Here is a 20,924-nt window from a genome sequence, read left to right on the forward strand (position 1 = left end):
GGGGTTCTCCTTCTGGGGGCGGGGGCGATCTGGGAGGCTTTGGGGGGCGTTACGGCGCCTTCACCGCGTCCCCGAGGCGCTGTCTTCGTCTCGGGGGCCGGTGGAACCGTCGAGCGGCCTGTTTGTGCAGGTCACTGCCCCGGTACGTAGCCATCCGCCAGCAGCTGGGCGGCTTCGGCGCGGTACTCGGAAGCGGTGCCGGGGGAGTTGAGCAGCAGCTCGTGCTGGATGTCGGCGAGGGGCAGGCTCTCGGCGTCGCCGCCGACGGCCAGGATCATCCGGGCGACCTTGCGCAGCCCCCGCTCGCGCGGCTTGAGCCGTGCGATGTCCTCGGCTTCGACCGCGGCCCGCTCGATTTCGGCAGCAGCCCGCCGCGTTTCGGCAGCAGCCCGTTCGGCTTCGGCTGCCTCTTCCTTGGCCCGTGCGGCGTCGGCGAGAACGACCTCCGCCTGCCGCCGCTCCTCCGCCTCCAGACGCGCGGTTTCGGCAGCGGCCCGCCGCGTTTCGGCAGCAGCGGCTTCGGTTTCGGCAGCGACCCGATCGGCTTCGGAAGCAGCCCGGCGGGCTTCGGCGATGGCCTGGGTCTCGATGGCCTGTGCCTCCGCCGCGGCGGCCCGGTCGGCCTCCGCAGCTTCCTTCCGCTTCTGGGCCGCCCGCCGCTCCAGCTCGGCCGCGTCCAGGTCGGCGGCCGCCGTCGCCTTGCGTGCCAGAGCGATCCGCTCGGTCTCGATCGCACCGGCCTCCGCAGCGGCGACCGCGTCCGCTTCGGCCGCTGCCTTGCGCTGCTCGGCGGCCTTGCGCTCCAGGCCGGCCTTCTCCAGATCGGCGGCGGCAGCGGCCCTGCGCTCCTCGGCTTCCTGGCGCTCGGCCTCGGCCTCTCGGGCGCGGGCTTCGGCGACCACCGCGTTCTCCAGCGCCTTCTGCTCCAGCGCGGCGGCCTTCTCCGCCGCGCTGACCTGGGCTCGGGCGTGGGCGCGGGCCTGACCGGTCTGGCCGTCGACCTCGGCCTGGACCAACTCCACCTTGCCCTTGGCGCGCAGCCTCTCGGCTGCGGACTCCGCCTGGGCGACCTCGCTGCGGGTCTCCGCGTCCAGGCGGCGACGCTCGGCCTCCTCCGCCCGCTCCTGAGCTGCCCGGTCCTGCTCGTCGGGCATGGCCAGGGCCTGGGCGACGGTGTAGCCGTACGGGGCCATCTTCATCGGCAGCAGTTCGTCCTCGGACGCCTGGGAGATGTCACCGTCGTACTTGCGCTTGAGCCACTGCTCGTAGGCGATGAGATCCTGGTCGCGGCGGGTCATCTCCGGGTAGGAGGTGACGCCCCACAGCCGCATCCGGCGGAAGATCCGGGACGTCGCGACCGGGGCGAGGACCCACCGCAGCCACGGGATCGAGTCGCGTTCGGCCTGGTCAGGCCGGACAACGCGGTCGATCGACGTGCGGCCCAGCTCCACCACCATGATGAACAAGACCGGCACGACGCCGTGCGCGCCGGCGGCGACGTAGTCCAGGAACTGCCACGCCCGGTCCCGGGGGGCGCCGGACGCGGCGTTGAGGACGACGGTCGCGGCGGTCAGCAGCCACACCGGGTAGCGGATCCAGCTGATGGGGCGCTTGAGCCAGGCCATCAGCAGGTCGACCGCGATCATCACCATGATGCCGACGTCGACGCCGACCGCGAACAGCTGGCCCTTGCCGAGCGAGTCGAAGCGCAGCTCCTCGTGGGCGAACTGGGCGACGTGCTCGAAGGAGAGGTAGAGGCCGATGCCCGCGAGGGCGAGCGCGAACACGACGATCGCCCCAGCCGTCCACTTCTGAGTACCGGTCAGCCTCGCGGCGGAGTTGTTCATTCCGGTTCCGCTTTCCGTCTCCGAAACGAACTCGCCCGTCTCCGAAACGGTGCCGGGTGTTCCCGAAACGGCGGCCGGTGTCTTCGAAACGGCGGTCGGCGGGGGCGAAGCGGGGTCGGGTTCGGCTGCGGTTCGCGGCCAGTCGGTGATCGTCATCAGGTCCTCCAGAAGGGGGTGTCCGGGTGGGCGCGAAACGGCGAGGGCCGCTCCCGAAACGCGGTGAGGCGTTCCCGAAACGGCCAGTTGGGCGGACAGCTACCTGCGAACCGGACACCCGCTCTACCCCCTCCGACCGTCCGAGAAGGCCCACGGTCCGGAGGGCGGGCGGTCGTGCTCGCGAAACGGCGCGGGGCGGGCCCGAAACTCAGGGCGGCTCCCGCCGGGCGGGCACGAAAGGGTGCGGTCAGGTGCGCCGGGTCCTCTGCTGGGCGAGGTAGTCGTCCTGGAGCCGGACCAGCTCGCCGTACAGGCGGGCGCCCGGCGGGCAGCGGCGCTCCGGCGTGCAGGTGGTGCACGTGGCGTCGTGGTCACGGACGGCGTCGGCGGCGGCCATGTAGAGCTCGTACAAGCCGCGCTTCGTCACGCGGCGGTCTTCTGCTGCTTGAGGCGCAGGCGCGCGGCACGGCGGTGGATCCGGCGGCGGTCGCTCTCGTCGGTGCCGCCCCACACGCCGTGGTCCTGGCCGGAGTCCAGCGCCCAGTCCAGGCAGGCCTCCATGACCGGGCAGGTACGGCACACGGCCTTGGCCTCCTCGGCCTGGACCACGGCCGGGCCGGTGGTGCCGATGGGGAAGAACAGGTCGGGGTCCTCGTCCCGGCACGCGCTGCGGGTCCGCCAGTTCGTGTTGACCGGCAGGTCAGCGGAGGGGGCGTAGACGGCGGTGACGATGGAAGGGTTCATCAGGACCTCCTGGGTCCGTACGGAGCAGCCCCGGGGTGCGTCCCGGGGCTGCTCGCGGTGCTGGCGGGGTGAATGTCCGTTACCTGGTGACCGGCCTCCCACGCCCTGGCGGCCGCCGTGGAGGCGGCCGCCAGGAGCGCGAGGGTGATCGGGTGGACCAGGCCGTGCGCGGTGACGGCCCGGACCGCGAGGTGCTGCGCGGTCCGGGCGGCGCGTATGAGAGCGGCCACCGCTACTTCGGGTACGGGTTCTCGGACTGCTCGTTCTTCTTCCCGACCTTGTCGCTCAGGTCCTTGTGGCCCTGCTCGTCCAGCGCGGTGACGCCGGGCGGGCAGTCGTGCCCGGGGCAGTTCCACCGCTCGCAGAGCGGGCACTGGCCCATCGTCGGCCGGTGCAGGATCAGCACCGGCTGACGGACGTAGCCGGGGGCCATCTCCTGGAGCGTGCGCCGTACCCGGCGGCCGGCCACAGCGGCACGGGTGTCACCGTCGTCCACCAGCTGCCCCACGAGGTCGTGGAAGGCGCGGTCGGTCTCGTCGCGCTCCGGACCCTTGCGGTTGTCGGCGTCCTCCATGTCGTCGTAGATGCCGGACGACGGAGTCGGGGTCGTGCGTGTCATGCTGAGCTGCATCAGGTCCTCCGAGTCAGGTCCTGGACAGTCCGAGGGCTGCAATCCCAAGGGCTGTCGCGATCACTCCCCATTTGGGGAGTCGACTGCTACGAGCAGCCGAGGCCCCGGCCGACCCCCTCGCGTGGGGTCGGCCGGGGCCTCGGTCGTTCGTCCCGGGCGGGTCAGGCGGACAGAGCCACCGAGCCCTTCCGCTGTGCGTACTGCTGGCCGAGCTCGGCCTGCCGCCGGTCGTGCGCCTCGAGGTTCTCCGGCTCCGTCGGCACGTTCGCGGTTCCGGCCTTGGCGGGTGCCTCGGCCCGGCCGGGCGGGACCGGCACGAACGTACGGCGGGTGTCGGCTTCCCGGACCGCCGGGAGCACGGCCGCCCACTCGGAGCGGCGCGTCGGGGCAGCCGACCGGCCGCCCTGCTCGCGCTCCTGGCGGTGCAGCTGCTCCCGGGCGATCGTGCAGGAGGCCTCAGTCTCAGCGAACCGGAACTCCAGGGCACGCCCCGCGTCGCACCGTCCGCCGGTCCTGCAGAGGGAGCAGGCAACGCGGTGCTGGTCGACGGCGTGGCGAGCACGTTCCAGCAGCGGGAGCAGGCGGGGCAGGGTCGGCGTGCCCTGCGGGCCTCGGTCAGCGAGGCGGTAGATCGGGGTGGGCGGCTGCGCCAGCGGCTTGTAGTGCTGGCGGGCGGAGCGGCGGCCCGTCGCCGTGCTGTCGGCGGCGAGCATCCTCTCGCCCCACTGCTCGACGCTGATGTCCATGTCGATCAGCTGCGCGCTGCCGGGGCAGCGGGGAGCGCGGCCGCCGCGGACCTCGCGGTCCAGGTGGTGGGTTTTGATCATCTTGCGGTAGAGCGGGTGCCACGTGTCGCAGTCGGGACAGACAATCGACTGGCGCTCGCCCTCGCGGAGGTTGAGGTTCTGGGGCGGGATCTCGCTCGCCTTGAGGGCGGGCCGACGGCTGGGACGCATCAGGAACTCCCTGGTCAACGAGGAAGAAGCTCGGTTTCGGCCTTGGTTGCGTTCTCCGCCCGCCACGGACGTACGAGGGCCGTGGGGAGGGGGCAGCGCAACTGCTGTGGGTGGTGCACGCAAAGAGCCGGCACGGGGACCTCGTCGTTCGTCACCCGGCAGCCCGCCACTCAAGGCGCGGACATCCACATAGCTCTCTGCGGTAGTGCTCTTCGGTTGTGGGTGGTGCGAAGGGGACCGATGGTCCGGCTCCCACATCCGGCCGCGTACGAGACGGCGTCCGGGTGAGGGAGCCGGGTCCGTGAAGACCCGGCTGGAGCTAGGCCGCCAGTGGCACGAGCGCCGTGGCGGCCGCAGGCCGCGTGATGCGCAGCTGTGTGGCGTAGGGGAGAAGGACGTCGACCAGGCGCTCACGGACGAGCTCGGTGGCGGTCGGGTCGGTGGCGACGATGTCGCGGGCGGCGAGCATTCGGTTCTCGCGGGCCTCGATCGCGGCGACGGCGGCGGTGATGTCCAGGCCGTCCAGCCGCTCGTGGGGAAGGGCGCCAGCCTCGAACATCTCCAGCGGCGTCCCGAAGGCGACGTCCATGTCGATGTCGCCGAATTCCGGCAGCTCCACGCCGATCGCGTCCAACAGCTCCTGGGTCTCCGTCTCGAAATGCTCGGTGGCGAGGCTGGCGGCGGGGCGACGGGTGACGTTCATGAGGTGGTGCTCCTCTCGGAAAGGCAGGGCGCGGGAAGCGCTCCGATGGCGGCTGGGCAGGTCTGTGCAGTCCCGAGACGAGGTCTCGTCCACCTCGTTAACAAGGTCGATGGACTCAGTGAAGCGAGGTTCGTTAGCGATGTCAAGAAGTTCGTTAACGATGTAAGCTCCTCCAGTGGCTCCCGCGTGGATCAAGCCGCCCTTCCGGCGATCCCGATAGCTGGCCGCTTTAGGATCGCTAGCGAGGTAGGGAGACACATGGCGAAAGAGACGGGCAGCCAGCTGCCCAAGTACCGGCGGATTGCGGACGACCTGAAGGCCGCCATCGAGGCGGGGGAGTACAGTCCCGGTGATCGACTGCCAGGAGAAAACGCACTCGCTGCGCAGTACGGCGTCGCCGCACTCACCGCCCGGCAGGCTCTTCGCACCCTCAAAAATCAGGGACTTGCTGAGTCTCGGAAGGGCGCCGGGGTCTTCGTCCAGTCGTTCCGCCCAATCCGGCGGCATGGAATTCAGCGACTGGCACGCGACCAGTGGGGTGCAGGCAAGTCGATCTGGTCGGCTGACGAAGACCGGCCACTTGCTGTTGATCAAGTGACCGTCGACCAGGCGGTTCCGCCGCCGCACATCGCTCGTGTGCTTGAACTGGGGGAAGGGCAGGCAGCCTGCGTGCGCTCCCGTCGATACGTGCTGGACGGCCGCGCAGTGATGTTCGCCGTTTCCTACCTCCCTTACGAGCTGGTGGAAGGCTCGGCGATCACTCAGGCCGACACGGGGCCGGGTGGCATCTACGCCCGACTCGCTGACCTCGGTCACACGGTCGTGCGCTTCCGCGAGGAGATCCGAAGCCGACTGCCAACGAGCCCCGAGGCTGCGGCGCTCGGCATGTCGGATGAGCGGTCCGTGATCAAGCTCTGCCGGACTGCCTTCGACAGCGAAGAGCGCGTCGTCGAGATCAACGAGATGACCCTCGACAGCGCTTCGTACGTGCTGGACTACGAATTCGATGCCTAACCGTTCGATGCCCTGCATTGCCGCCCCCTGTCTGGTCCGTCTTGTGGGGCCAATCTCAGCGACAACGAGGCAAACGCAACATCACAGTGGCTTGTCGAAGCCCGTACGCACTTCCATTCACGGGTTTTCAACATCCGCGTACACACGGGATTTGGGGGCTGCGTCCTAGGCTCGCGAGCATGACGATGACGGAGGGGGACAGCGTGGGCAGGCAAAGAGCAGGGTGGAGGCCGGACCGGCTTCGCGAGCAGCGGGAGGCGCACGGTCTAACGCTGGAGAAGGCCGGCGAACGCCTTCGGGAGGTTGCCGAGCAGGCCAAGCTCAAGGGCATCCCCGCCGCAAATCCTCAGACCTTGTGGCAGCACGAGCAGGGCGAGGTCTTCCCTGGCCCCCACTACCGGCGGGCCTACTGCCTCCTCTACCGGGCCACCGAACCCGACTTGGGATTCCGTACGGCTCTGCCCGGGGAAGAGTCCTCCTTCAAGCTCACGCCGCTGGACGACCGCCTCAACGGGTCACACGTCCTGGCTGTTGAGCGGGCCGTTCACCGCATCGCGCCGGGCTCGGACGAGGCCGACCACTTCGACCTGCAGCAGCGGATTATCGATGCGTGGAAGCGTCGGCACACTGGCGGCGACCCCCACCGTCCCGTGCTCATCCTGGTCGGCGGCTTCGCCGGTAGCGGGAAGACCGAGCTCGCCCGCTTCTTCGTCCAGCTCACCGGCTGGCCACTGCTCGACAAGGACCCGCTCACTCGCCCGCTCGTGGAACGCCTCCTGGTCGCCTTGGAGGGCGATGCGAACGACCGGCACACCGACCTCTACCGCGAGCAGGTCCGGCCGGTGGAGTACGACTGCCTGATGCAGTCCGCCATGGCCAATATCAAGTGCGGCATCTCCACCGTACTGACCGCCCCGTTTATTGCCGAGATGACCGACCCGGACTGGATGCAGCGCCTGGCCAACCGCGCGGGGTCGATGGGGGTCGACGTCTTCCCCGTATGGGTCCGCTGCGACGAGGAGTCGATGCGCGAATACATCGGATTCCGCTCCGCAGCCCGGGACGCGTGGAAGCTACAGCGGTGGGACGAGTACATGGCCACGATCGACCTCGACCTGCGCCCGGCGGTGCCGCACCTGGTCGTCGACAACCGGCTGGGCACCGCGGTGACGCTCGCGGACCAGGCCCGGCAGGCGATGGGGGCGATGTACTCATGACCGGACGGCAGGGCGTGATCCTGTACGGCCCGCCGGCGTCGGGCAAGGACACCGTCACCGCCGCGCTCACCGAGCTGAGCCAGCGGTACGCGCAGTTCGCGCGGCTCAAGGTCGGGACGGGCAAGGCCGCCGGCTATCGGATGGGCACAGCGGAGCAGCTGCATGAGCTCGAGGCCGCAGGCGACGTCGTCTACGCGAACGCGCGGTACGCCAACACGTACGTGATCGACCGGCCCGGCGTGGATGCGGCGTTCGCGAGCGGGGTGCCCGTGGTGCACCTCGGGCAGATCGACGGCATCCGCGCGCTGGTCGACGGCTACCCGGCCGACTGGTCTTTGGTGTTGCTGTGGTGCCCGCGCGAGGTGACAGGGCAGCGGTCTGCGGGGCGCGGCGACAGTGACACCGGGGCGCGCCTGGCGGCGTGGGACGCGACCCGCGAGGACCTGGACACGCACCCGGGTACGACCTGGGACCTGACCGTCGACACCACAGCGGCGGCCCCGCAGGACGCGGCGAGACTCATCGACCAGTTGCTGACGCAGCGGGCGGGGGCGGCGTCGGCATGAGCGCAGGCTACGGCTGGGCAAGTCGGTCCAGGGCGTCGGTGAGCGTGAGCTCGCTGACGTCCTTGACCTCGTGCCACCGTGCCAGCGTGGACGCGGCCGCGCGCAGCATCTCGGGCGGGAGGCCTGCGGCCGCGAGCGCGTCGGCGGCTTCCTCCAGCTCTGGGCCCCAGCGCCAAGCGCGTGCCGCGGTCTTGGTGACGTACTGCGGCTCGGACAGGTACGAGTCGGTGCGCTTCGAGGCGACCTCGATGAGCTCTTGGTCGACGCCGTGTTCGCGCGCCATGCCGACCGCGAGCGCCACCAGGACCCGCGAGGTCTTCTGGAACGACGCGTACGCCAGCTTCAGCGCGGACGCCTTCCCGATCTCCGTGCCCAGCACCGCCGTCTGGACGGCGGTGCCCGCGAACAGCGCCTCAATGCGCTCGGTCGCGGCGGCAGGACCGGACAGGTACAGGGTCGAGGTCTTGCCTGCGACCGGCGGGGAGCCGACGACGCCGCCGTCCACGACGGTCGCGCCCGGTTCGAGCAGCGCGGCAATCCGCTGTGCTCGCTCGGGGTTGATGGCGTTCGCCTCCACGTACACCCCAGCGAAGCTGTGCTCGGCGACGTCGCGGGCCAGGTCCTCGGCACCAGCCGGTGGGCAGAGGCTGATGACGATGTCGCTGCGGTCCAGCAGTTCGGTCAGCTGGGCCACCGGCGCCAGGCCGAACCGGGCGGCGCGCGCCGCCGACGCGGTGCTGCGCCCGGTCTCGCACCAGAGGACGGCGGCCGCGTTGGTCGCAGCGCAGGCGGCGACGGCGGAGCCCATGCTGCCGGGGTGGAGGATGCCGACGGTCGGCTTGGCCATGGCGCTACTCCCTCTCGTTGAGGAGGATGGTGATGGCGTCGGTGACGTCGTCGACGACGTGGTGAGCTGCCGGGAGTCCATCGGGCCACGGTCGGCCGCGCAGCCAGATGGTGCGCAGGCCGGCCTGGTGTCCACCGCCGATGTCTCCGGCCGGGTTGTCGCCGATCATCCACCCGCCGTCCGCGAGGCTGACGCCACACCGGGACGCCGCGAGCTCGAAGAGCCTCAAGCCCGGCTTTCGGATCTCCAGGTCACCCGAGACGGCGACGCCGTCGACCAAGTCGGCAAGGCCGGTCCCGGCGAGTTTGGCGCGCTGGATGTCGCTGGCCCCGTTGGTGATGATGCCGATCGTCCAGGCAGCCGCGCGCAGGCGGACCAGGCCATCGAGGACCTCGGGGCGGCAAGTGACGGCGGACGACATGAGGTCTACGTACTCCTCCCACAGGTCCGCAGCCGACGCCTCCAGGCCGAAGGCTTCCCGCAGCCGGGCGAAGTCGTTGGCGGTCGCACGGTCGGCCAGCTCGATGCGCAGCCACCGCTCGGCATTTGGGGAGAGCGCGCGGGAGCGGCACAGGCGGGTCAACGCGTCGCTGAGCGCCGCCTGTCGGTCGGCCAGCGTGCCGTCCAGATCGAAAAGCGCGAGTCGGTGCACGGTCCCGGACCCTACCGGGCGTCGGGCGCATCGCCGTTCACGGCAACAGTGCACCCCCACTTTAGATCAAATAGTGTATGTTTCGGAGATCGATCGATCATGGGAGCCTGCGCTATGTCCGACCCGGACCGCCTGAAGCGGGTTGATGCCCTGCTGGACGGCCTGGACGACGTCCTGCCGCCGCCGCGCGTGCGCGCTCAACTGCGCCTCGCCGCAAACCTCACGCAGCAGGACGTCGCGGACGCGGTCGGTGTGAAGCGCCTCGCCGTCGTGCGTTGGGAGCTAGGTAAGAGCAACCCCCGGCGCCCGCAGCGCGCTGCCTACATTCACCTGCTCAAGCGCCTCGCGGAGCGTTTCCCCGAAGCCGCTGAGCTGGACGAGGGCATGCCGACGCCGGCCTCCGAAGGGGGGTCGGGATGACCTAGTGGCCATCGGCCGCGCGCGCCAGGAAGCGGACTACCAATCCGCTGGCCTCGCGCGGCCCGTCTACCGACCGGCTTACCGCCGTATCGGTTGCTCAGGTCCCAGTTCCCGCTGGTCCTGAACCGCGGCTCACTGAGCCGCTCATATCCCAAATCGGCCCCTTACCAGGGCCACCACCACCGGCAACCACCACAGCCACCACAGCCGCAGATCAGCACCGCTGGTGTCACACCGCGGGACCCCCCACAGGGGCTTCGCGGTTCACCGGCCAAACAGAGAGAGGTGATCCCCACTCGCCTGAACGGTTTCCCAACCCATCCGCACACCCAGACCAGGGCCCGAGGGCTCTGGTATGTCCGCGCATCTGAAAGCTGGTCAACGTCATAGTGCCCGATCTCCCGGTTTATGAAAAGCCGACCCATGTCCGTTTCGATCAGGTTTGGGTGTCCGAATCTTCCCGTGTGACGGGATCGATCATCGATTCATCACGCTTTGCACCTTCTGCGCCGCAGAGGTTTTCGGCGGCATACCGGTCAGTCACCCGGTATAGCGGTGGTGCCCTGTGAGCGCGGGCGCGACGTCGGTCGCCGTGCTGAACCACCCGCTGCCTGAGGACGTCGACGACTCGGTCGACGAGCTGCGGGGAGGGGTTCCCGGCCAGCGGAACGCGGCGCAGCCGAAGGCGTCCAGGCAGGGTCTGCCGGAGGTGCGGCATGCCCGGGTGCTGGGTCGGGACCAGGACGTCGTCTGGACGCGGTCGCGGCGTGCTGAGCCGCGGGCGTGGCTGCGTGCGGTGGTGTGGCTGGTTGCTGCTGGGCTGCATGAGGGTGCCGGTCCGACGACGCTCGTGGTCGCTCGGGATCTCGCGGCTCGGATGGACTACCGGCGCGGGATCGTCGTCTACGACCTGGCGGGCGCTGCCCGGCGGACCGGTACGTCGCCGGCCACGGTGAAACGGCACGTGAAGGTGCTGCGGGAGCTGGGCGCGCTGGTGTGGCTGGTCCACGGCAGTAAGCGGAACATCGCGTTGCCGGGGGAGCCGTACATGGCGACGGCGACGATCTACGGTGCGGTGATCCCGCCGGTGGTCGACGAGGCGATGGGGCACCGGCTGGCGGGGTCGGGGTACGAGGGCCGGGTGTGCGGGGTGACCGAGGCCGGGCGTGAGCGTGCGGTCGCGCAGGTGACGGCTCGCAGCGCCGCCCGGCGCGACGGGCGGCTGCGTACGGATCGGCAGCGGCCGTCCGGTCGGCGTGGTGCCCGGGTTCGTACGGTCCGCCCTGTGGATAACGTGGTTGTGGATAACCCCAGGTCGCAGGCTCGTGAGCCCCATTCTCCTGGTCGTTACCACCGAGCACCCGCAGTTCAGGTTGATGGTGGTTGTAAAGACACCTCGCGCGAGCGCGCGAGCCGCTCAACCGACCGCCGCCCTTCCTTCAAGATCAGCTACAACGGTGACGGGAGCCGCCGTACAGCGGGCCAGACGCAGCGGGGGATCGGCATCACCCAGCAGGTCAGGCCGCGGGTCACCTGGACGCAGCGGGCAAGTCTGCGGGAGCTGGAAGTCGCCCTGCGGCCGTTCACGGACGCCGGGTGGGACTGGCCCACGATCACCGCGGAACTCCACTCCTGGCACCTGACCTGGCGCCCCGCCCGGCCCGCCGCCTACATCCGCGCCCGCCTGGCCCAGCAGGCCACCGCAGAACACCAGTCGGCAGCAGCAGAGCTGGCCGAGGGCTGGGATGAGCAGGCGGCATCCGGCCCGCTCTCCGCCTCCAGCCCGGACCTGGTGCGCAGCGTGCTGGACGGCCTGGCCGAAGGCCTCGCCACATACTCCGCCCGGCAGGCCGAGCTCGGCCTGGACGACCTCAGCGACCAGAGCGCGGCCGCCGACATGGCCGGCTTCCTCAACAGCGGGACGGGAGCCCCGGCATGAGCGAGAACACCACCCCGACCGGCGCCGACCTGGCTCGCATCGCCCTCCTGAGTGCCCGCGCCGCCGCGAAGAGCGCACCGCAGCCCAAGCGCACCCGCACCGCGACCACTCGTACCCAGCGCAGCGGCGGCCGCGACCCGCTGCCCTTTGCCGATGCCCTGTGCCGGATGGTCGCGGAGCGCGGCTGGGCCACCCCGGCGGCCGCGGCCGCGACGGCGGGCAGCGTCATTGCCCAGTGGCCGGCTATCGCGCCCGAGCTCGCCGGGAAGGTGGAGGCCGTCCAGTTCGACGCCGCCACCGGCACCCTGCATCTGCGGCCCGCCACCCCGGCCTACCGTACCCAGCTGACCCTCCACCAGAAGCAGATCACCACCAAGGTCAACGACACCGTCGGCCCCGGCACTGTCCGGCGCCTGGAGATCCTGCGCCCGGCCGCACTCGCCTCGCCGTCACCTCAGGACACCCGGACACCCGCGCCCGCTGCCGCACCGCACCCCGTCATCGCGTCCAGGCAGGAAGCGCGGAAGGAGGCGCCGGAGGGCTACCGCGAAGCCGTCGCCGCCCGCCGCGCCACCTGGACCAGGCAGCAGCACACCAACCCGAGGATCCAGGCCGCGGCCGAACGGCAGCTCCGCGAACGGCTCCGGGAACCCGAGGAGCGGTTCGCCGACGGCCGTCAGGCCCTCGAGGAACTCCGCGCGAAAACGGCCGCCCAGCAGCGGGTCCGGCCGAGCGACGTATCTCGGGCGCGGGCTCTCCAGCGGCTTGCCGCCGAACGGGCCGGGCTGGCCACCATCACCCCGGCGGCCGCGCCGCAGCGGCTGGACCGTACGGCGTGAACCGGACCAGCGGCGCCGCCGTGGCGGGCGAACTGCCGGGCTGCCCGTACTGCCGACTGGTCGTCAGAGAGCTTTCCGCGCAGCCGGATCGGACGATGTAACTCGTTCGTGGCAGGAGCACCCCCGCCCCTCCTGTGACGGTCCTCACGTCCCTTGCGCCACTTCACCGCGTTCATGCCACGCACGCCCATCCATCACCGCAGGTCAAGGGGTGATTACGAAAGGTCACATGGCTACGCTTCGGGGTTAGTTGATCTCTGTACGTCATATTCGTTCGGGTGCGCATGCGCGTTCGGCAGATTCGGCCGGTTGAGTGGTTCCCGACGGCACCCGTTACCAAGGGCCAACTCAGCCTCAACGAAGAGGATCCATGACCGACGACGTACGCGAGGAGTCCGGCCCCACCCCGGTGGCCGAGGTCCCGCCCCCGCTCCCGATTCCCCTGGAGCTCGAGGCCTACTACCTCTCCAACCAGGACGCGTTCCACGAGTTCGCCCTGGCCATCCTGAAGACGAACGATCTCGCCGAAGAGGCCGTGCACCGGGCCTTCGTCGAGATCAAGCTGCAGTGGGACAGCCTGCTCACCGAGCCGGACCTGCCCGAGCAGGCCTGGAACATCATGCGCCGCACCGTTCTGGACGAGGTCCTCGGGACGTTCCGCGAGAGCCTGCCGTTCATGGACAGCGACATCGGCCTCTACCCGGCGATGTGCAAGCTCTCCCCGCGCCAGTTCGACGTGGTCGTGCTCAAGGCCATCGGCAAGTACGACACCAAGCACATCGCCTGGTACATGGGCCTCACCCCCAGCACGGTCACCCACCACTGGCGCAAGGCCCAGGAACGCCTGGCCCCCATCCACCGCCGCGCCACACGCCCGATCCACCGGAGGGACGCCACGTGAGCACCACACCCTGGGAACAGCTCCTCGCCGACGCCGGCCGACGTGAGCCCCGCCGGGCCTTCGACGTCGGCGCCGGGCTCCGGCGCCTGGCCCACGACGACGGCCGCGCCCCGGCCGCCGCACGGGCCTTCACGGGCCCCAACGCCCGCCGCCGTCTGGCCGCCTGGGCGCAGTGCGTCGTCAACCACCCCGGCGCGGCTGCCCACGTGGAGCGGCTGACCGCGCTGCTCGGCCGGAGCGACGAGAAGGAGGGCGTCACCGAGTTCGACGGCTGGACCGGCGGCGTCGACATCGACGGCGTGCAGGCCTTTGCCTGCACCCTTTACCTCGCTCATCACCCCGAGAGCGCCCGGTTCTGGTGGAGGTTCGCCGCCGGTGCCGGACACAACGGCGCCGCCTACTGCCTCTACCTGGACCACCTCAGCCTCGGCGAAGAGCGCGAAGCCCGGTTCTGGAAGAAGCAGGTCACCGCCACACTGGTCCGCTCCAGCCCGAGCCACACCGATCCGGACCCGGAGGAGATCGTGGACGCCCTGGACACCTGGACCTCGTACTCCGTCCGCAACCCCACCAGCCGGTCCGTCACCACGACCGGGCGCCTGGAGGCTGATGTCGAGCGGGTGGTCGACCGGTTCACCGACGGTCTCGTCTGCCGCCCCGACGCCCGGATCGCCGACCACATCCACACCCTGGCCAGCCGCCCCTGAGACCGGAGACCAGCGGGGCCGAAGGTTCCTACGCCGCCCAGCCCCGCCGGACTCCAACAGCACCCGAAAAGAACGGAGCACCACCATGCACACTAACCGCCGACGCGAGACCCCGGACGGCTCCTCAGGGAATCCGCCCGTACGCAGCTGGCTGGCCCGCCGACGCCGCGCCCTGCTCTCCAGCGCTCTGCGCGGCGCCGCTTACGCCACCGGGGCCGGCCTCGTCGGACTCGGCTTCTGGGCGATCCAGCAGGGGCTGGAATAGGGCGTCTGGCCAAAGCTCTCACGCATGTCGGCACTGAGTTCCGCCACCGGCCACCAGAGCCTTGCTGACGTTTGGGAGTCAGTTGATCAGGTGCCCAAGGGCACGCTGGCGTGGCCGGGGCGGGAACCCTCCCGGGCCGTGATGGCTCATCTTCGTTCCGCGCTGTTGATGGCGGCTCGTTCATACGGGACGGGCGGCGGGCTGCTGGCGAGGGGGTTGCCCTCGACGCCGCCATCAACTTATCGTTCATCGATAATATCGATGAACGATAGGGCGGTAGACCTCTATGACTGAAGAACGCAAGATGCTCGAGCCTCTCCTCGGCGTGGTGTCGGTGGCCTTGCGGGTGGTGATTGGCGTAGCCGCGCTGGGCTTCGTGCTGAGCCTGTTCGTCGATGGCGTTCACTTCGGCGGGCTGGGTCGCAGCGTGTGCGTCACCTCCGACGGCATCTCCGCCAGCGGGGCCGGGATGGACACCGTCTTCGGCCCGAAGGAAGGTGTCGACGTCTCCTCGGTCCCGCGGTACTGCGCCACGGACCCCTCCGGCGGCCAGAAACTCCTGCAGGCGGCAGGCGCCCTGCCGCCCGTCGTCCTCGCCCTCGGCGGGCTGTGGTTGCTCAACAGGCTGCTTCAGGGGGCCGCCCATGGAGGCATCTACACCGCACTGACAGCCTCGCGCCTGCGCGTCCTCGGCTGGTGGATCCTGGCCGGCAGCCTGGTCGCGGCCGTTGCTCAGGCCGTATCCCAGGTAGCGCTGCTGGCGACGCTCGCGACCGGAGACGGGGCCTCCCCGGGCAATGTGTGGGACGTTCCCCTTTTCCCGGTCCTCGTCGGCCTCGGGCTGCTTACCTTCGCGCGGATCGTGCGCGCGGGCATCGCGATGCGCGAGGACGTCGAGGCCACGATCTGATGGACGGCGCAGCTTCGGAGGGCCATGCGATCGAGGTGCACCTCGACCGCGTCCTGGCCGAACGCGGCATGACACTCACGGACTTGGCGAATCGGGTCGGCGTGACCGTTGTCAATCTGTCGATCCTCAAGAACGGTCGCGCTAAAGCTATCCGGTTCTCCACCTTGACCCGTATCTGCGAAACGCTGGATTGTCAGCCGGGTGACCTGATCGCTTACCGAAAACCCGGAACTGACCCCGCATCGCAGACGACTGAGCACGTAGACACGTGAAGTCATCCGTGCGAAGTATGACCGACTTGAGTGATTTAACCGGGATATCCTGAAGGGTGAAGCGCGGAAATGCGGCGCCCCCTCAGGAAACTTTCACAGACCGCTCATCATGGGTTACGTTGATCTTGCCCAGCCAGACCAGCGGGCAACGGGGGACAGAACTGAGGGGTGGCGCTTAGGTGCACGAATTCGTGTGCCTACACACTCCTCTTCGCTCGACCTTCCCTTTTCTTCGCGCTGGGCAGATCCGTGCCTTGCGGCAGATGCCGCAAGGCGGAAATCGAATCCCCAGGGGGAACTGATGAGCTCCAACACAACGGTACGGCCTCACGGCAGAGGCAAGGCCGCCCTGATCGCCACCATGCTTGTTGTCAGCGTGATGGCGTCCGCGGCCCCCGCCGCAGCAGATGAGAAGCCAGCGGCTCCGACCGCGCAGGAGTACCTGGCCTGGCTCGATGCCGACAACAGCGCTGAGGCAAAATCCGTCGCGAACGAGTTCAAGGCGCTGTCCGCAGAGAACCAGCAGAAGTTCCTGGGCTATTTGGTCGACGTCGAAGTCCTTAAGGCTGCCGAGGACGTCCGGGCCGACCCTGAACCGGAGACCAAGACCTTCGCCGCAGGAGGCGACGTCACCTTCGAGGTCGACAGCGGCGCGACACCGGAGCCGGACGGCACCACCGCCCCCAAGGCGGCCGCTGCCGCAAAGGCGAGGGCTGGTGACTGGAACTGCCACTACGCGTTCAAGCAGAAGGTCCTCGGCATCACCGTGACCACTCTCAAGCTTCAGCAGTGGTACCACTCCACCACCAAGAAGGTCGACAAGATCTATAACGTCGCCGCCACCAAGAAAAATTGGAACCCCGGCGTGATGATCAGCAACGAACCAGAAGAGCAGTGGATATCCGCCGCTGGGAATGCGCTGGCCTTTGTGACCTGGCACGGCGACGCAACAGTGTCCGGATTCACGGTTCAGCTCGACAAGCGCCAGCACATTCGCTGCGACGAAACCGGGGGCAGGTACCAGTACATGAAGAACATTTAAAGAGACTTTGTCACCTCTCACGAGAGAGGTGACAAGCGCAGGTCCATTGGCGCGGACAACTGGGGCTTCGCCCCCGCACTTGAACGCCCGGAGGCCCTCACCACGATCGGTGAGGGCCTCCGGCTGTGCCACGGCCGGCTGGCCACCGTCCCGACCCATGCATACGGGCGGCCGCCGACCGGTGTGCTGCGGTTCAGTCGTTGTCTGTGTGGGGGAGTCCGTCATCCAGGACGATGCGGAGGGTCTGGCCCTCGCCGTTGACCGTGGTGAGGTCGGCCGCGATGCGGTTGTAGGTGGTCGTGGCCAGTGCCCAGTCCGCCTCTAGCGGGGTCGCAGTCGAGCGGGTGTCCCACAGCTTGATGAGCAGACCGATGAGGGAGCGGCCGGACAGGACGGTCTGGACGCGTCCTTCCTTGACGTCCTCGACCGAGGGCGGGGTGCGGAAGTGGTCATGGTCGACGGCCAGGGCGGTGAGCCACTCCCAGGTGTCGCGGTGCGCGACCAGGTCCACGGAGGCCACCCCGGCCGCCTTCAGCAGCAGCACCCCGTGGGTGACCCTCGGGTCCTCCTCCTGCCCGCCACCCGACGGTGACGCGGCAGCCGTCGGGGCCGGGACCGCGGGGGCGCTGTTGCCCCGGTAAGCGGCCTCGATCCGCTGCTTGAGCACGTCGTCCTGGTCTCCGTGCTCGGGCTCGGGCTGCGCCTGGTGCTCGTGGTACTCCATGGTTCCCCCCTGGGAGTCGGTGTCGGGTGAGGCGGGCGGCTGCGCGGTCGGGCCGGTTGCCGGATCCGGGTCGGGCGCCGGCTCGGCGGGCGAGTAGGGGCTGGTGACGTCGCCGGGCTGCTCAGCCGCCGCCTGGAGCTCCGCGAGGGGGCGGAGGGTGTCGGCCAGTTCGAGGAGCTGGCGGAGTTCGCCGCGGGTCTCGTTGAGGTCGCTGATCATCCGGTCCTGGCGGCGCCGTACCTCGCGGTTCTCCTCGCGCAGCCCGGTGATGCCTCCCTGGATCGTCTCCAGGAGTTTCAGGCGGGTCTGGGTGAGCTCGCCGTGCAGGGCGGTCAGTCCGACCGTGGGGTCATCGAGACGGCCGACCGGTGCCAGCAGGGCCCGTATCGCCTTCAGTTCCTCCATCGCGCGGTCGAACGCGTCTTTCCACTTCACGTAACCCCCTGGTCACTCAGAGCTGCAACCGGCCGTATCTCCCCATAAGCACTCCATGTGACGCGCCGATTTCCAGCCCTTCCCCTGGCCGGGACCATGCCACCCCATCCCGAAAGGCACCCGTACGCGATTCGTACGGCATTCGTACGCCATAAGTTGGCGCTTCGTACGTTCTGTGGGGTAGAGTGTCGGTCAGGAGGTGTTCCATGTCCGAGTTGTTCGACGCGGTCGACGCCCTGCTCGCGTCCCGCGCCACCCTGCCGCCCCCGGCGGAACGCAAACGGCTGCGCGCCGCGCACGGCCTGACGATCGACGAGGTCGCCGGCGCGCTGAAGGTCCGCCGGGCCACGGTGTCCGGGTGGGAGTCCGGCAAGACCGAGCCCCGCCCCCCGGAACGCGACGCCTACGCCCGGCTGCTGGACAAGCTCGCGGAGCTCTACCCCGCACCGGCCGACGCGGCCGTGCCCGCCCCGGACGCTGCGGTACCTGCCACGTTCACCGCCGCACCCGACCCGGCAGAAGCGCGGCCGCTGTCCACAGGTCCGGCGTCCGAGGCTGCGGACATGACTGAAACCGAGAACACACAGACCCCTGCTCCCGTCGCCCCTGCTCCGGCTGCTGTGCCGCGCCCGGCGAGCACCACCAGGCCGACGTCGTCGACGTCGCGCCGCCACGGCGCGAAGAAGGCGGCCCCGGCCGGAACCCCGGCGGGCGAGATCGACCCGCGGTTCGAGAACGGTCCGCTGGCCGTCGTCGACGTCGAGGACGGGAAGGTGCTGGCGTACTGCGTCGGCGGCCTGGTCCTGGACGTGCCCGCCAAGTCCCTGCCCTCCCTGGTCGACTGGACCCTCAAGGAGGCCAAGCTCGGGCAGCCGAAGCTGTCCGGCCCGGGACGGCCGGCCGACCCGCTGCTCGTCCTCACCGACGCCGCCCTGGAACGCTACGGCCTCCCCGTCACGCTCACGGCGGAGGAGAAGGACGCCGGGCGGATCCCGGAGGGCCACAAGGTCATCAAGCAGCTGAACCGGGCCGACTGGAAGCTCACCAAAAGGGGCTTCGGGCCGTGGGCGAGGATCTACCGCCCCGCCAAGGGCTCGGACCGCCAGTGCGTCCAGCTGTGCATCCCCTCCTGGAACGCGCTGGACCCCCGGTTCTGGGATCACGCCGCGCAGCTGCCCCCGGCGGAGCTCACCCGCGTCCTGGGCACCTACGCGATGCGGGTGATGACGCCGCGCGGCTCCACCGCCGTCACCAGCCTGGAACTGATGACCGCCCTGCACCCGCCGACCCACGCCGTACGGGACGAGGAGACCGGCGCCCTGCGCCAGGCCGACACCAAGACCCCCGGGTCACTCGGCTCGGACCCGGTGGACTGCGCACCGCCCGAGGCCCCCAACGGGCACCCGGTACTCAACGCGCTGAACCTGCCGCGGTTCCACGTGCGCGGCCCCTCCGAGATGCTGTTCGAGGAGGTGTACGACTGGGCGCGGCCGATGACCGACGCGGAGTGCACGCTGCGCTACCTGGTGGGCCTGGACGTGAACATGGCCTTCGGCGCCGGAGCGAACGGGCTGAACGTCGGCCTCGGTGAGCCGACGCACGTGAAGAACCCGGTGTTCGACCCGAAGCTGCCCGGATCCTGGCTGCTCGACCTCTCCCACGTCGACCTGTCCCACGTGAAGGCCGGCAAGGAGTGGGTGGCCCTGGACGGCAACCTGCTGCCCTCCCCGTTCACGCCCAAGGGCGACCACCCGACCGGACCGGCCTGGTACGCGACACCGACCGTGGCGTACGCCCAGGAGCTCGGCTACGACGTCACCCCGACCGAGGCGTACGTCCGGTACGACAACGGCCGCTACCTGGACGGCTGGTACACCCGGCTGCGCGACGCCTACCTCGCCACCATGGCCGACCTCGGCGTCACCACCGACCTCTCGCCGGAAGACTTCCTGACGGCGATGGACGGCTACAAGAACCGTGACCCGGAGCTGGGCATCGTCATCACGGCCATCAAGGCAACGGCCAAGGGCGGCATCGGCAAGCTCCGCGAGCGCCCCCGTGGTGAGGGCTGGCGGACCGGCGAGCGGTGGCGCGCCCTGGACCGCCCGACGTGGCGGCCCGACATCCGTGCGGCGGTCATCTCCCGCACCCGGATCAACCTGCACCGCAAGATCGTCAAGCATGCGGCGTTCACCGGCCAGTACCCGATCGCGATCATGTCCGACTGCGTCGTCTACGCCGCGAACGGGCCCAGCCCGCTGGACTTCGTGCCCTACCGGGACGGCAAGCCGCTCCCCGGCGGGTTCAAGCTGGGCATCAACCCCGGGCTGGTCAAGCACGAAGGCACCCAGACCGTCCTGTGGGGCGAAGAGGTCCGCGAGAAGTTCGACGCCCCGGAGCTCAACCTCGCCCGGTCCATCAAGGACGGCACCGTCAGCACCGCCGACAACGGAGAGTAGGAGAAGACCGGCATGAGCCTGATCGGGGACGGCCTGAACAAGGCGGTGCAGAAGGCGTTCACCCGCCCGGCACCGAAGAGCGCGGGCGCGCAGATGCGGTACCTGGTGAAGCAGCTCGGCGGCACCAAGGCCGTCGCGCAGATGCTGCGGGTCTCCCAGCGCACGGTGGAGCGGTACGTGAAGGACCAGATCAAGAAGCCCCGCCCCGACCTCGCCGGACGCCTGGACCGTGAGGTGAAGCAGCGGTGGCAGCCGCAGATCCGGGCCAAGGCCAAGGCCAAGGCCGCGTCCACGGACGGCATCATGATCGACGTCCGCGCCCGCCTCGGCTACACCGCCCCGATCGGCTCCACCGACCAGGACCGCATCCGCCACCTCACCCTCGCCCTCCCGCCGGTCCACGCCGCCCGGCTCTTCGAGGCCCAGGAGCAGGGCGCGTCCGACGCACGGCTCCAGGAGATCGCCGCCGAAGCGCTCAAGGAGGTCTACTTCCAGGACGGCGGCCGCCGCGCCGGCTCCCTGGACGAGGTCCGCTTCACCGACATCGAACACCTCGAGTTCGACCTGTAACCGTGTGCGGAACGAGAGCGGGCCCCGGACCTGGATGGTCTGGGGCCCGCTCATGAAGCCTTCTCCGGTCAGAAGGGGCTCCGCCCGAACGCGGTGATCAGCGGCATG

The 20,924-nt window shown here is 69.8% G+C and carries 24 protein-coding genes; 14 read left to right on the forward strand and 10 right to left on the reverse strand.

The genetic code is table 11. The annotated features are described in order from the left end of the window. Positions 1-131 precede the first annotated feature (131 nt). The 7 genes from AC0VY3_RS36985 to AC0VY3_RS37015 form a co-directional block, all read right to left on the reverse strand. Complete coding sequence (locus tag AC0VY3_RS36985) at positions 132-1,847, reverse strand: DUF2637 domain-containing protein (protein WP_475551895.1); 1,716 nt, start codon at positions 1,845-1,847, stop codon at positions 132-134. A 403-nt stretch (positions 1,848-2,250) separates the two neighbouring features. Continuing rightward, complete coding sequence (locus AC0VY3_RS36990; protein ID WP_450919763.1) at positions 2,251-2,430, reverse strand: hypothetical protein; 180 nt, start codon at positions 2,428-2,430, stop codon at positions 2,251-2,253. Further along, on the reverse strand, positions 2,427-2,747 hold the full coding sequence (locus AC0VY3_RS36995) for a WhiB family transcriptional regulator (RefSeq protein ID WP_475551896.1): 321 nt from the start codon (positions 2,745-2,747) through the stop codon (positions 2,427-2,429). The genes AC0VY3_RS36990 and AC0VY3_RS36995 overlap by 4 nt, the downstream gene beginning before the upstream one ends. Then, positions 2,747-2,977 (reverse strand): hypothetical protein, encoded by a 231-nt coding sequence (locus tag AC0VY3_RS37000; protein ID WP_475551897.1) that lies wholly within the window; start codon positions 2,975-2,977, stop codon positions 2,747-2,749. The genes AC0VY3_RS36995 and AC0VY3_RS37000 overlap by 1 nt, the downstream gene beginning before the upstream one ends. A 2-nt stretch (positions 2,978-2,979) precedes the next feature. Further along, entirely contained in the window at positions 2,980-3,366 is a 387-nt protein-coding gene (locus tag AC0VY3_RS37005) for a hypothetical protein (protein WP_475551898.1), read from the reverse strand. Positions 3,367-3,539: 173 nt separating this feature from the next. Beyond that, complete coding sequence (locus AC0VY3_RS37010; RefSeq protein WP_475551899.1) at positions 3,540-4,334, reverse strand: hypothetical protein; 795 nt, start codon at positions 4,332-4,334, stop codon at positions 3,540-3,542. A gap of 319 nt (positions 4,335-4,653) precedes the next feature. Next, positions 4,654-5,037, reverse strand: a complete 384-nt coding sequence (locus AC0VY3_RS37015) for a hypothetical protein (RefSeq protein WP_475551900.1) — start codon at positions 5,035-5,037, stop codon at positions 4,654-4,656. Between the two features lie 258 nt (positions 5,038-5,295). On the opposite strand from AC0VY3_RS37015, the gene AC0VY3_RS37020 reads away from it, so the two are divergent. From AC0VY3_RS37020 to AC0VY3_RS37030, 3 genes are all read left to right on the forward strand, one after another. Next, entirely contained in the window at positions 5,296-6,051 is a 756-nt protein-coding gene (locus tag AC0VY3_RS37020) for a GntR family transcriptional regulator (RefSeq protein WP_030595403.1), read from the forward strand. Positions 6,052-6,230: 179 nt separating this feature from the next. Further along, the gene (locus tag AC0VY3_RS37025) at positions 6,231-7,268 is read left to right on the forward strand and encodes an AAA family ATPase (RefSeq protein WP_475551901.1); all 1,038 of its coding nucleotides are present in this window, start codon (positions 6,231-6,233) and stop codon (positions 7,266-7,268) included. Next, entirely contained in the window at positions 7,265-7,834 is a 570-nt protein-coding gene (locus AC0VY3_RS37030; RefSeq protein ID WP_475551902.1) for a phosphotransferase-like protein, read from the forward strand. Before AC0VY3_RS37025 ends, AC0VY3_RS37030 begins: the two co-directional genes overlap by 4 nt. A 7-nt stretch (positions 7,835-7,841) precedes the next feature. Here AC0VY3_RS37030 and AC0VY3_RS37035 read toward each other — a convergent pair whose 3' ends face one another. Beyond that, complete coding sequence (locus AC0VY3_RS37035; protein WP_475551903.1) at positions 7,842-8,681, reverse strand: NAD(P)-dependent oxidoreductase; 840 nt, start codon at positions 8,679-8,681, stop codon at positions 7,842-7,844. A 4-nt stretch (positions 8,682-8,685) separates the two neighbouring features. Then, positions 8,686-9,333, reverse strand: a complete 648-nt coding sequence (locus tag AC0VY3_RS37040) for an HAD family hydrolase (RefSeq protein ID WP_475551904.1) — start codon at positions 9,331-9,333, stop codon at positions 8,686-8,688. 114 nt (positions 9,334-9,447) lie between these two features. Between AC0VY3_RS37040 and AC0VY3_RS37045 the strand changes: the two genes are divergently transcribed. The 9 genes from AC0VY3_RS37045 to AC0VY3_RS37085 all read left to right on the forward strand — a co-directional run bounded on the left by AC0VY3_RS37045 (position 9,448) and on the right by AC0VY3_RS37085 (position 16,628). Further along, on the forward strand, positions 9,448-9,753 hold the full coding sequence (locus tag AC0VY3_RS37045) for a helix-turn-helix transcriptional regulator (RefSeq protein ID WP_475551905.1): 306 nt from the start codon (positions 9,448-9,450) through the stop codon (positions 9,751-9,753). 565 nt (positions 9,754-10,318) lie between these two features. Then, on the forward strand, positions 10,319-11,692 hold the full coding sequence (locus AC0VY3_RS37050) for a cell wall protein (protein WP_475551906.1): 1,374 nt from the start codon (positions 10,319-10,321) through the stop codon (positions 11,690-11,692). Beyond that, the gene (locus AC0VY3_RS37055; RefSeq protein ID WP_475551907.1) at positions 11,689-12,531 is read left to right on the forward strand and encodes a DciA family protein; all 843 of its coding nucleotides are present in this window, start codon (positions 11,689-11,691) and stop codon (positions 12,529-12,531) included. Before AC0VY3_RS37050 ends, AC0VY3_RS37055 begins: the two co-directional genes overlap by 4 nt. Before the next feature lie 370 nt (positions 12,532-12,901). Next, positions 12,902-13,432 carry an RNA polymerase sigma factor gene (locus AC0VY3_RS37060; RefSeq protein ID WP_189846542.1) on the forward strand — a complete coding sequence of 177 codons (531 nt, stop codon included), beginning with the start codon at positions 12,902-12,904 and terminating at the stop codon, positions 13,430-13,432. Then, entirely contained in the window at positions 13,429-14,139 is a 711-nt protein-coding gene (locus AC0VY3_RS37065; protein WP_355882515.1) for a hypothetical protein, read from the forward strand. The genes AC0VY3_RS37060 and AC0VY3_RS37065 overlap by 4 nt, the downstream gene beginning before the upstream one ends. Before the next feature lie 85 nt (positions 14,140-14,224). Further along, complete coding sequence (locus AC0VY3_RS37070) at positions 14,225-14,404, forward strand: hypothetical protein (protein WP_475551908.1); 180 nt, start codon at positions 14,225-14,227, stop codon at positions 14,402-14,404. Positions 14,405-14,690: 286 nt separating this feature from the next. Further along, complete coding sequence (locus AC0VY3_RS37075; RefSeq protein ID WP_475551909.1) at positions 14,691-15,314, forward strand: DUF2975 domain-containing protein; 624 nt, start codon at positions 14,691-14,693, stop codon at positions 15,312-15,314. Further along, positions 15,314-15,586 carry a helix-turn-helix domain-containing protein gene (locus AC0VY3_RS37080; protein ID WP_073826832.1) on the forward strand — a complete coding sequence of 91 codons (273 nt, stop codon included), beginning with the start codon at positions 15,314-15,316 and terminating at the stop codon, positions 15,584-15,586. The genes AC0VY3_RS37075 and AC0VY3_RS37080 overlap by 1 nt, the downstream gene beginning before the upstream one ends. A 301-nt stretch (positions 15,587-15,887) precedes the next feature. Next, entirely contained in the window at positions 15,888-16,628 is a 741-nt protein-coding gene (locus AC0VY3_RS37085) for a hypothetical protein (protein ID WP_475551910.1), read from the forward strand. Between the two features lie 193 nt (positions 16,629-16,821). On the opposite strand, the gene AC0VY3_RS37090 is transcribed toward AC0VY3_RS37085, so the two are convergent. After that, positions 16,822-17,787 carry a hypothetical protein gene (locus tag AC0VY3_RS37090; RefSeq protein ID WP_475551911.1) on the reverse strand — a complete coding sequence of 322 codons (966 nt, stop codon included), beginning with the start codon at positions 17,785-17,787 and terminating at the stop codon, positions 16,822-16,824. Positions 17,788-17,993: 206 nt separating this feature from the next. Here AC0VY3_RS37090 and tap point away from each other — a divergent pair, with 206 nt between their 5' ends. Beyond that, the gene (tap, locus tag AC0VY3_RS37095) at positions 17,994-20,246 is read left to right on the forward strand and encodes a telomere-associated protein Tap (RefSeq protein WP_475551912.1); all 2,253 of its coding nucleotides are present in this window, start codon (positions 17,994-17,996) and stop codon (positions 20,244-20,246) included. Positions 20,247-20,258: 12 nt separating this feature from the next. Then, positions 20,259-20,816 carry a telomere-protecting terminal protein Tpg gene (gene tpg / locus AC0VY3_RS37100; protein ID WP_475551913.1) on the forward strand — a complete coding sequence of 186 codons (558 nt, stop codon included), beginning with the start codon at positions 20,259-20,261 and terminating at the stop codon, positions 20,814-20,816. Positions 20,817-20,924: the final 108 nt, after the last annotated feature.

This window comes from Streptomyces sp. iso_384 (assembly GCF_056172905.1).

Bases quoted from the DNA above. Each gene is read 5' to 3' on its own strand.
- AC0VY3_RS36985 (WP_475551895.1), bottom strand. From the start codon at position 1,847: ATGAACAACTCCGCCGCGAGGCTGACCGGTACTCAGAAGTGGACGGCT.
- AC0VY3_RS36995 (WP_475551896.1), bottom strand. From the start codon at position 2,747: ATGAACCCTTCCATCGTCACCGCCGTCTACGCCCCCTCCGCTGACCTG.
- AC0VY3_RS37005 (WP_475551898.1), bottom strand. From the start codon at position 3,366: ATGACACGCACGACCCCGACTCCGTCGTCCGGCATCTACGACGACATG.
- AC0VY3_RS37010 (WP_475551899.1), bottom strand. From the start codon at position 4,334: ATGCGTCCCAGCCGTCGGCCCGCCCTCAAGGCGAGCGAGATCCCGCCC.
- AC0VY3_RS37015 (WP_475551900.1), bottom strand. From the start codon at position 5,037: ATGAACGTCACCCGTCGCCCCGCCGCCAGCCTCGCCACCGAGCATTTC.
- AC0VY3_RS37020 (WP_030595403.1), top strand. From the start codon at position 5,296: ATGGCGAAAGAGACGGGCAGCCAGCTGCCCAAGTACCGGCGGATTGCG.
- AC0VY3_RS37025 (WP_475551901.1), top strand. From the start codon at position 6,231: ATGACGATGACGGAGGGGGACAGCGTGGGCAGGCAAAGAGCAGGGTGG.
- AC0VY3_RS37030 (WP_475551902.1), top strand. From the start codon at position 7,265: ATGACCGGACGGCAGGGCGTGATCCTGTACGGCCCGCCGGCGTCGGGC.
- AC0VY3_RS37035 (WP_475551903.1), bottom strand. From the start codon at position 8,681: ATGGCCAAGCCGACCGTCGGCATCCTCCACCCCGGCAGCATGGGCTCC.
- AC0VY3_RS37045 (WP_475551905.1), top strand. From the start codon at position 9,448: ATGTCCGACCCGGACCGCCTGAAGCGGGTTGATGCCCTGCTGGACGGC.
- AC0VY3_RS37055 (WP_475551907.1), top strand. From the start codon at position 11,689: ATGAGCGAGAACACCACCCCGACCGGCGCCGACCTGGCTCGCATCGCC.
- AC0VY3_RS37060 (WP_189846542.1), top strand. From the start codon at position 12,902: ATGACCGACGACGTACGCGAGGAGTCCGGCCCCACCCCGGTGGCCGAG.
- AC0VY3_RS37070 (WP_475551908.1), top strand. From the start codon at position 14,225: ATGCACACTAACCGCCGACGCGAGACCCCGGACGGCTCCTCAGGGAAT.
- AC0VY3_RS37075 (WP_475551909.1), top strand. From the start codon at position 14,691: ATGACTGAAGAACGCAAGATGCTCGAGCCTCTCCTCGGCGTGGTGTCG.
- AC0VY3_RS37080 (WP_073826832.1), top strand. From the start codon at position 15,314: ATGGACGGCGCAGCTTCGGAGGGCCATGCGATCGAGGTGCACCTCGAC.
- AC0VY3_RS37085 (WP_475551910.1), top strand. From the start codon at position 15,888: ATGAGCTCCAACACAACGGTACGGCCTCACGGCAGAGGCAAGGCCGCC.
- tap (WP_475551912.1), top strand. From the start codon at position 17,994: ATGTCCGAGTTGTTCGACGCGGTCGACGCCCTGCTCGCGTCCCGCGCC.
- tpg (WP_475551913.1), top strand. From the start codon at position 20,259: ATGAGCCTGATCGGGGACGGCCTGAACAAGGCGGTGCAGAAGGCGTTC.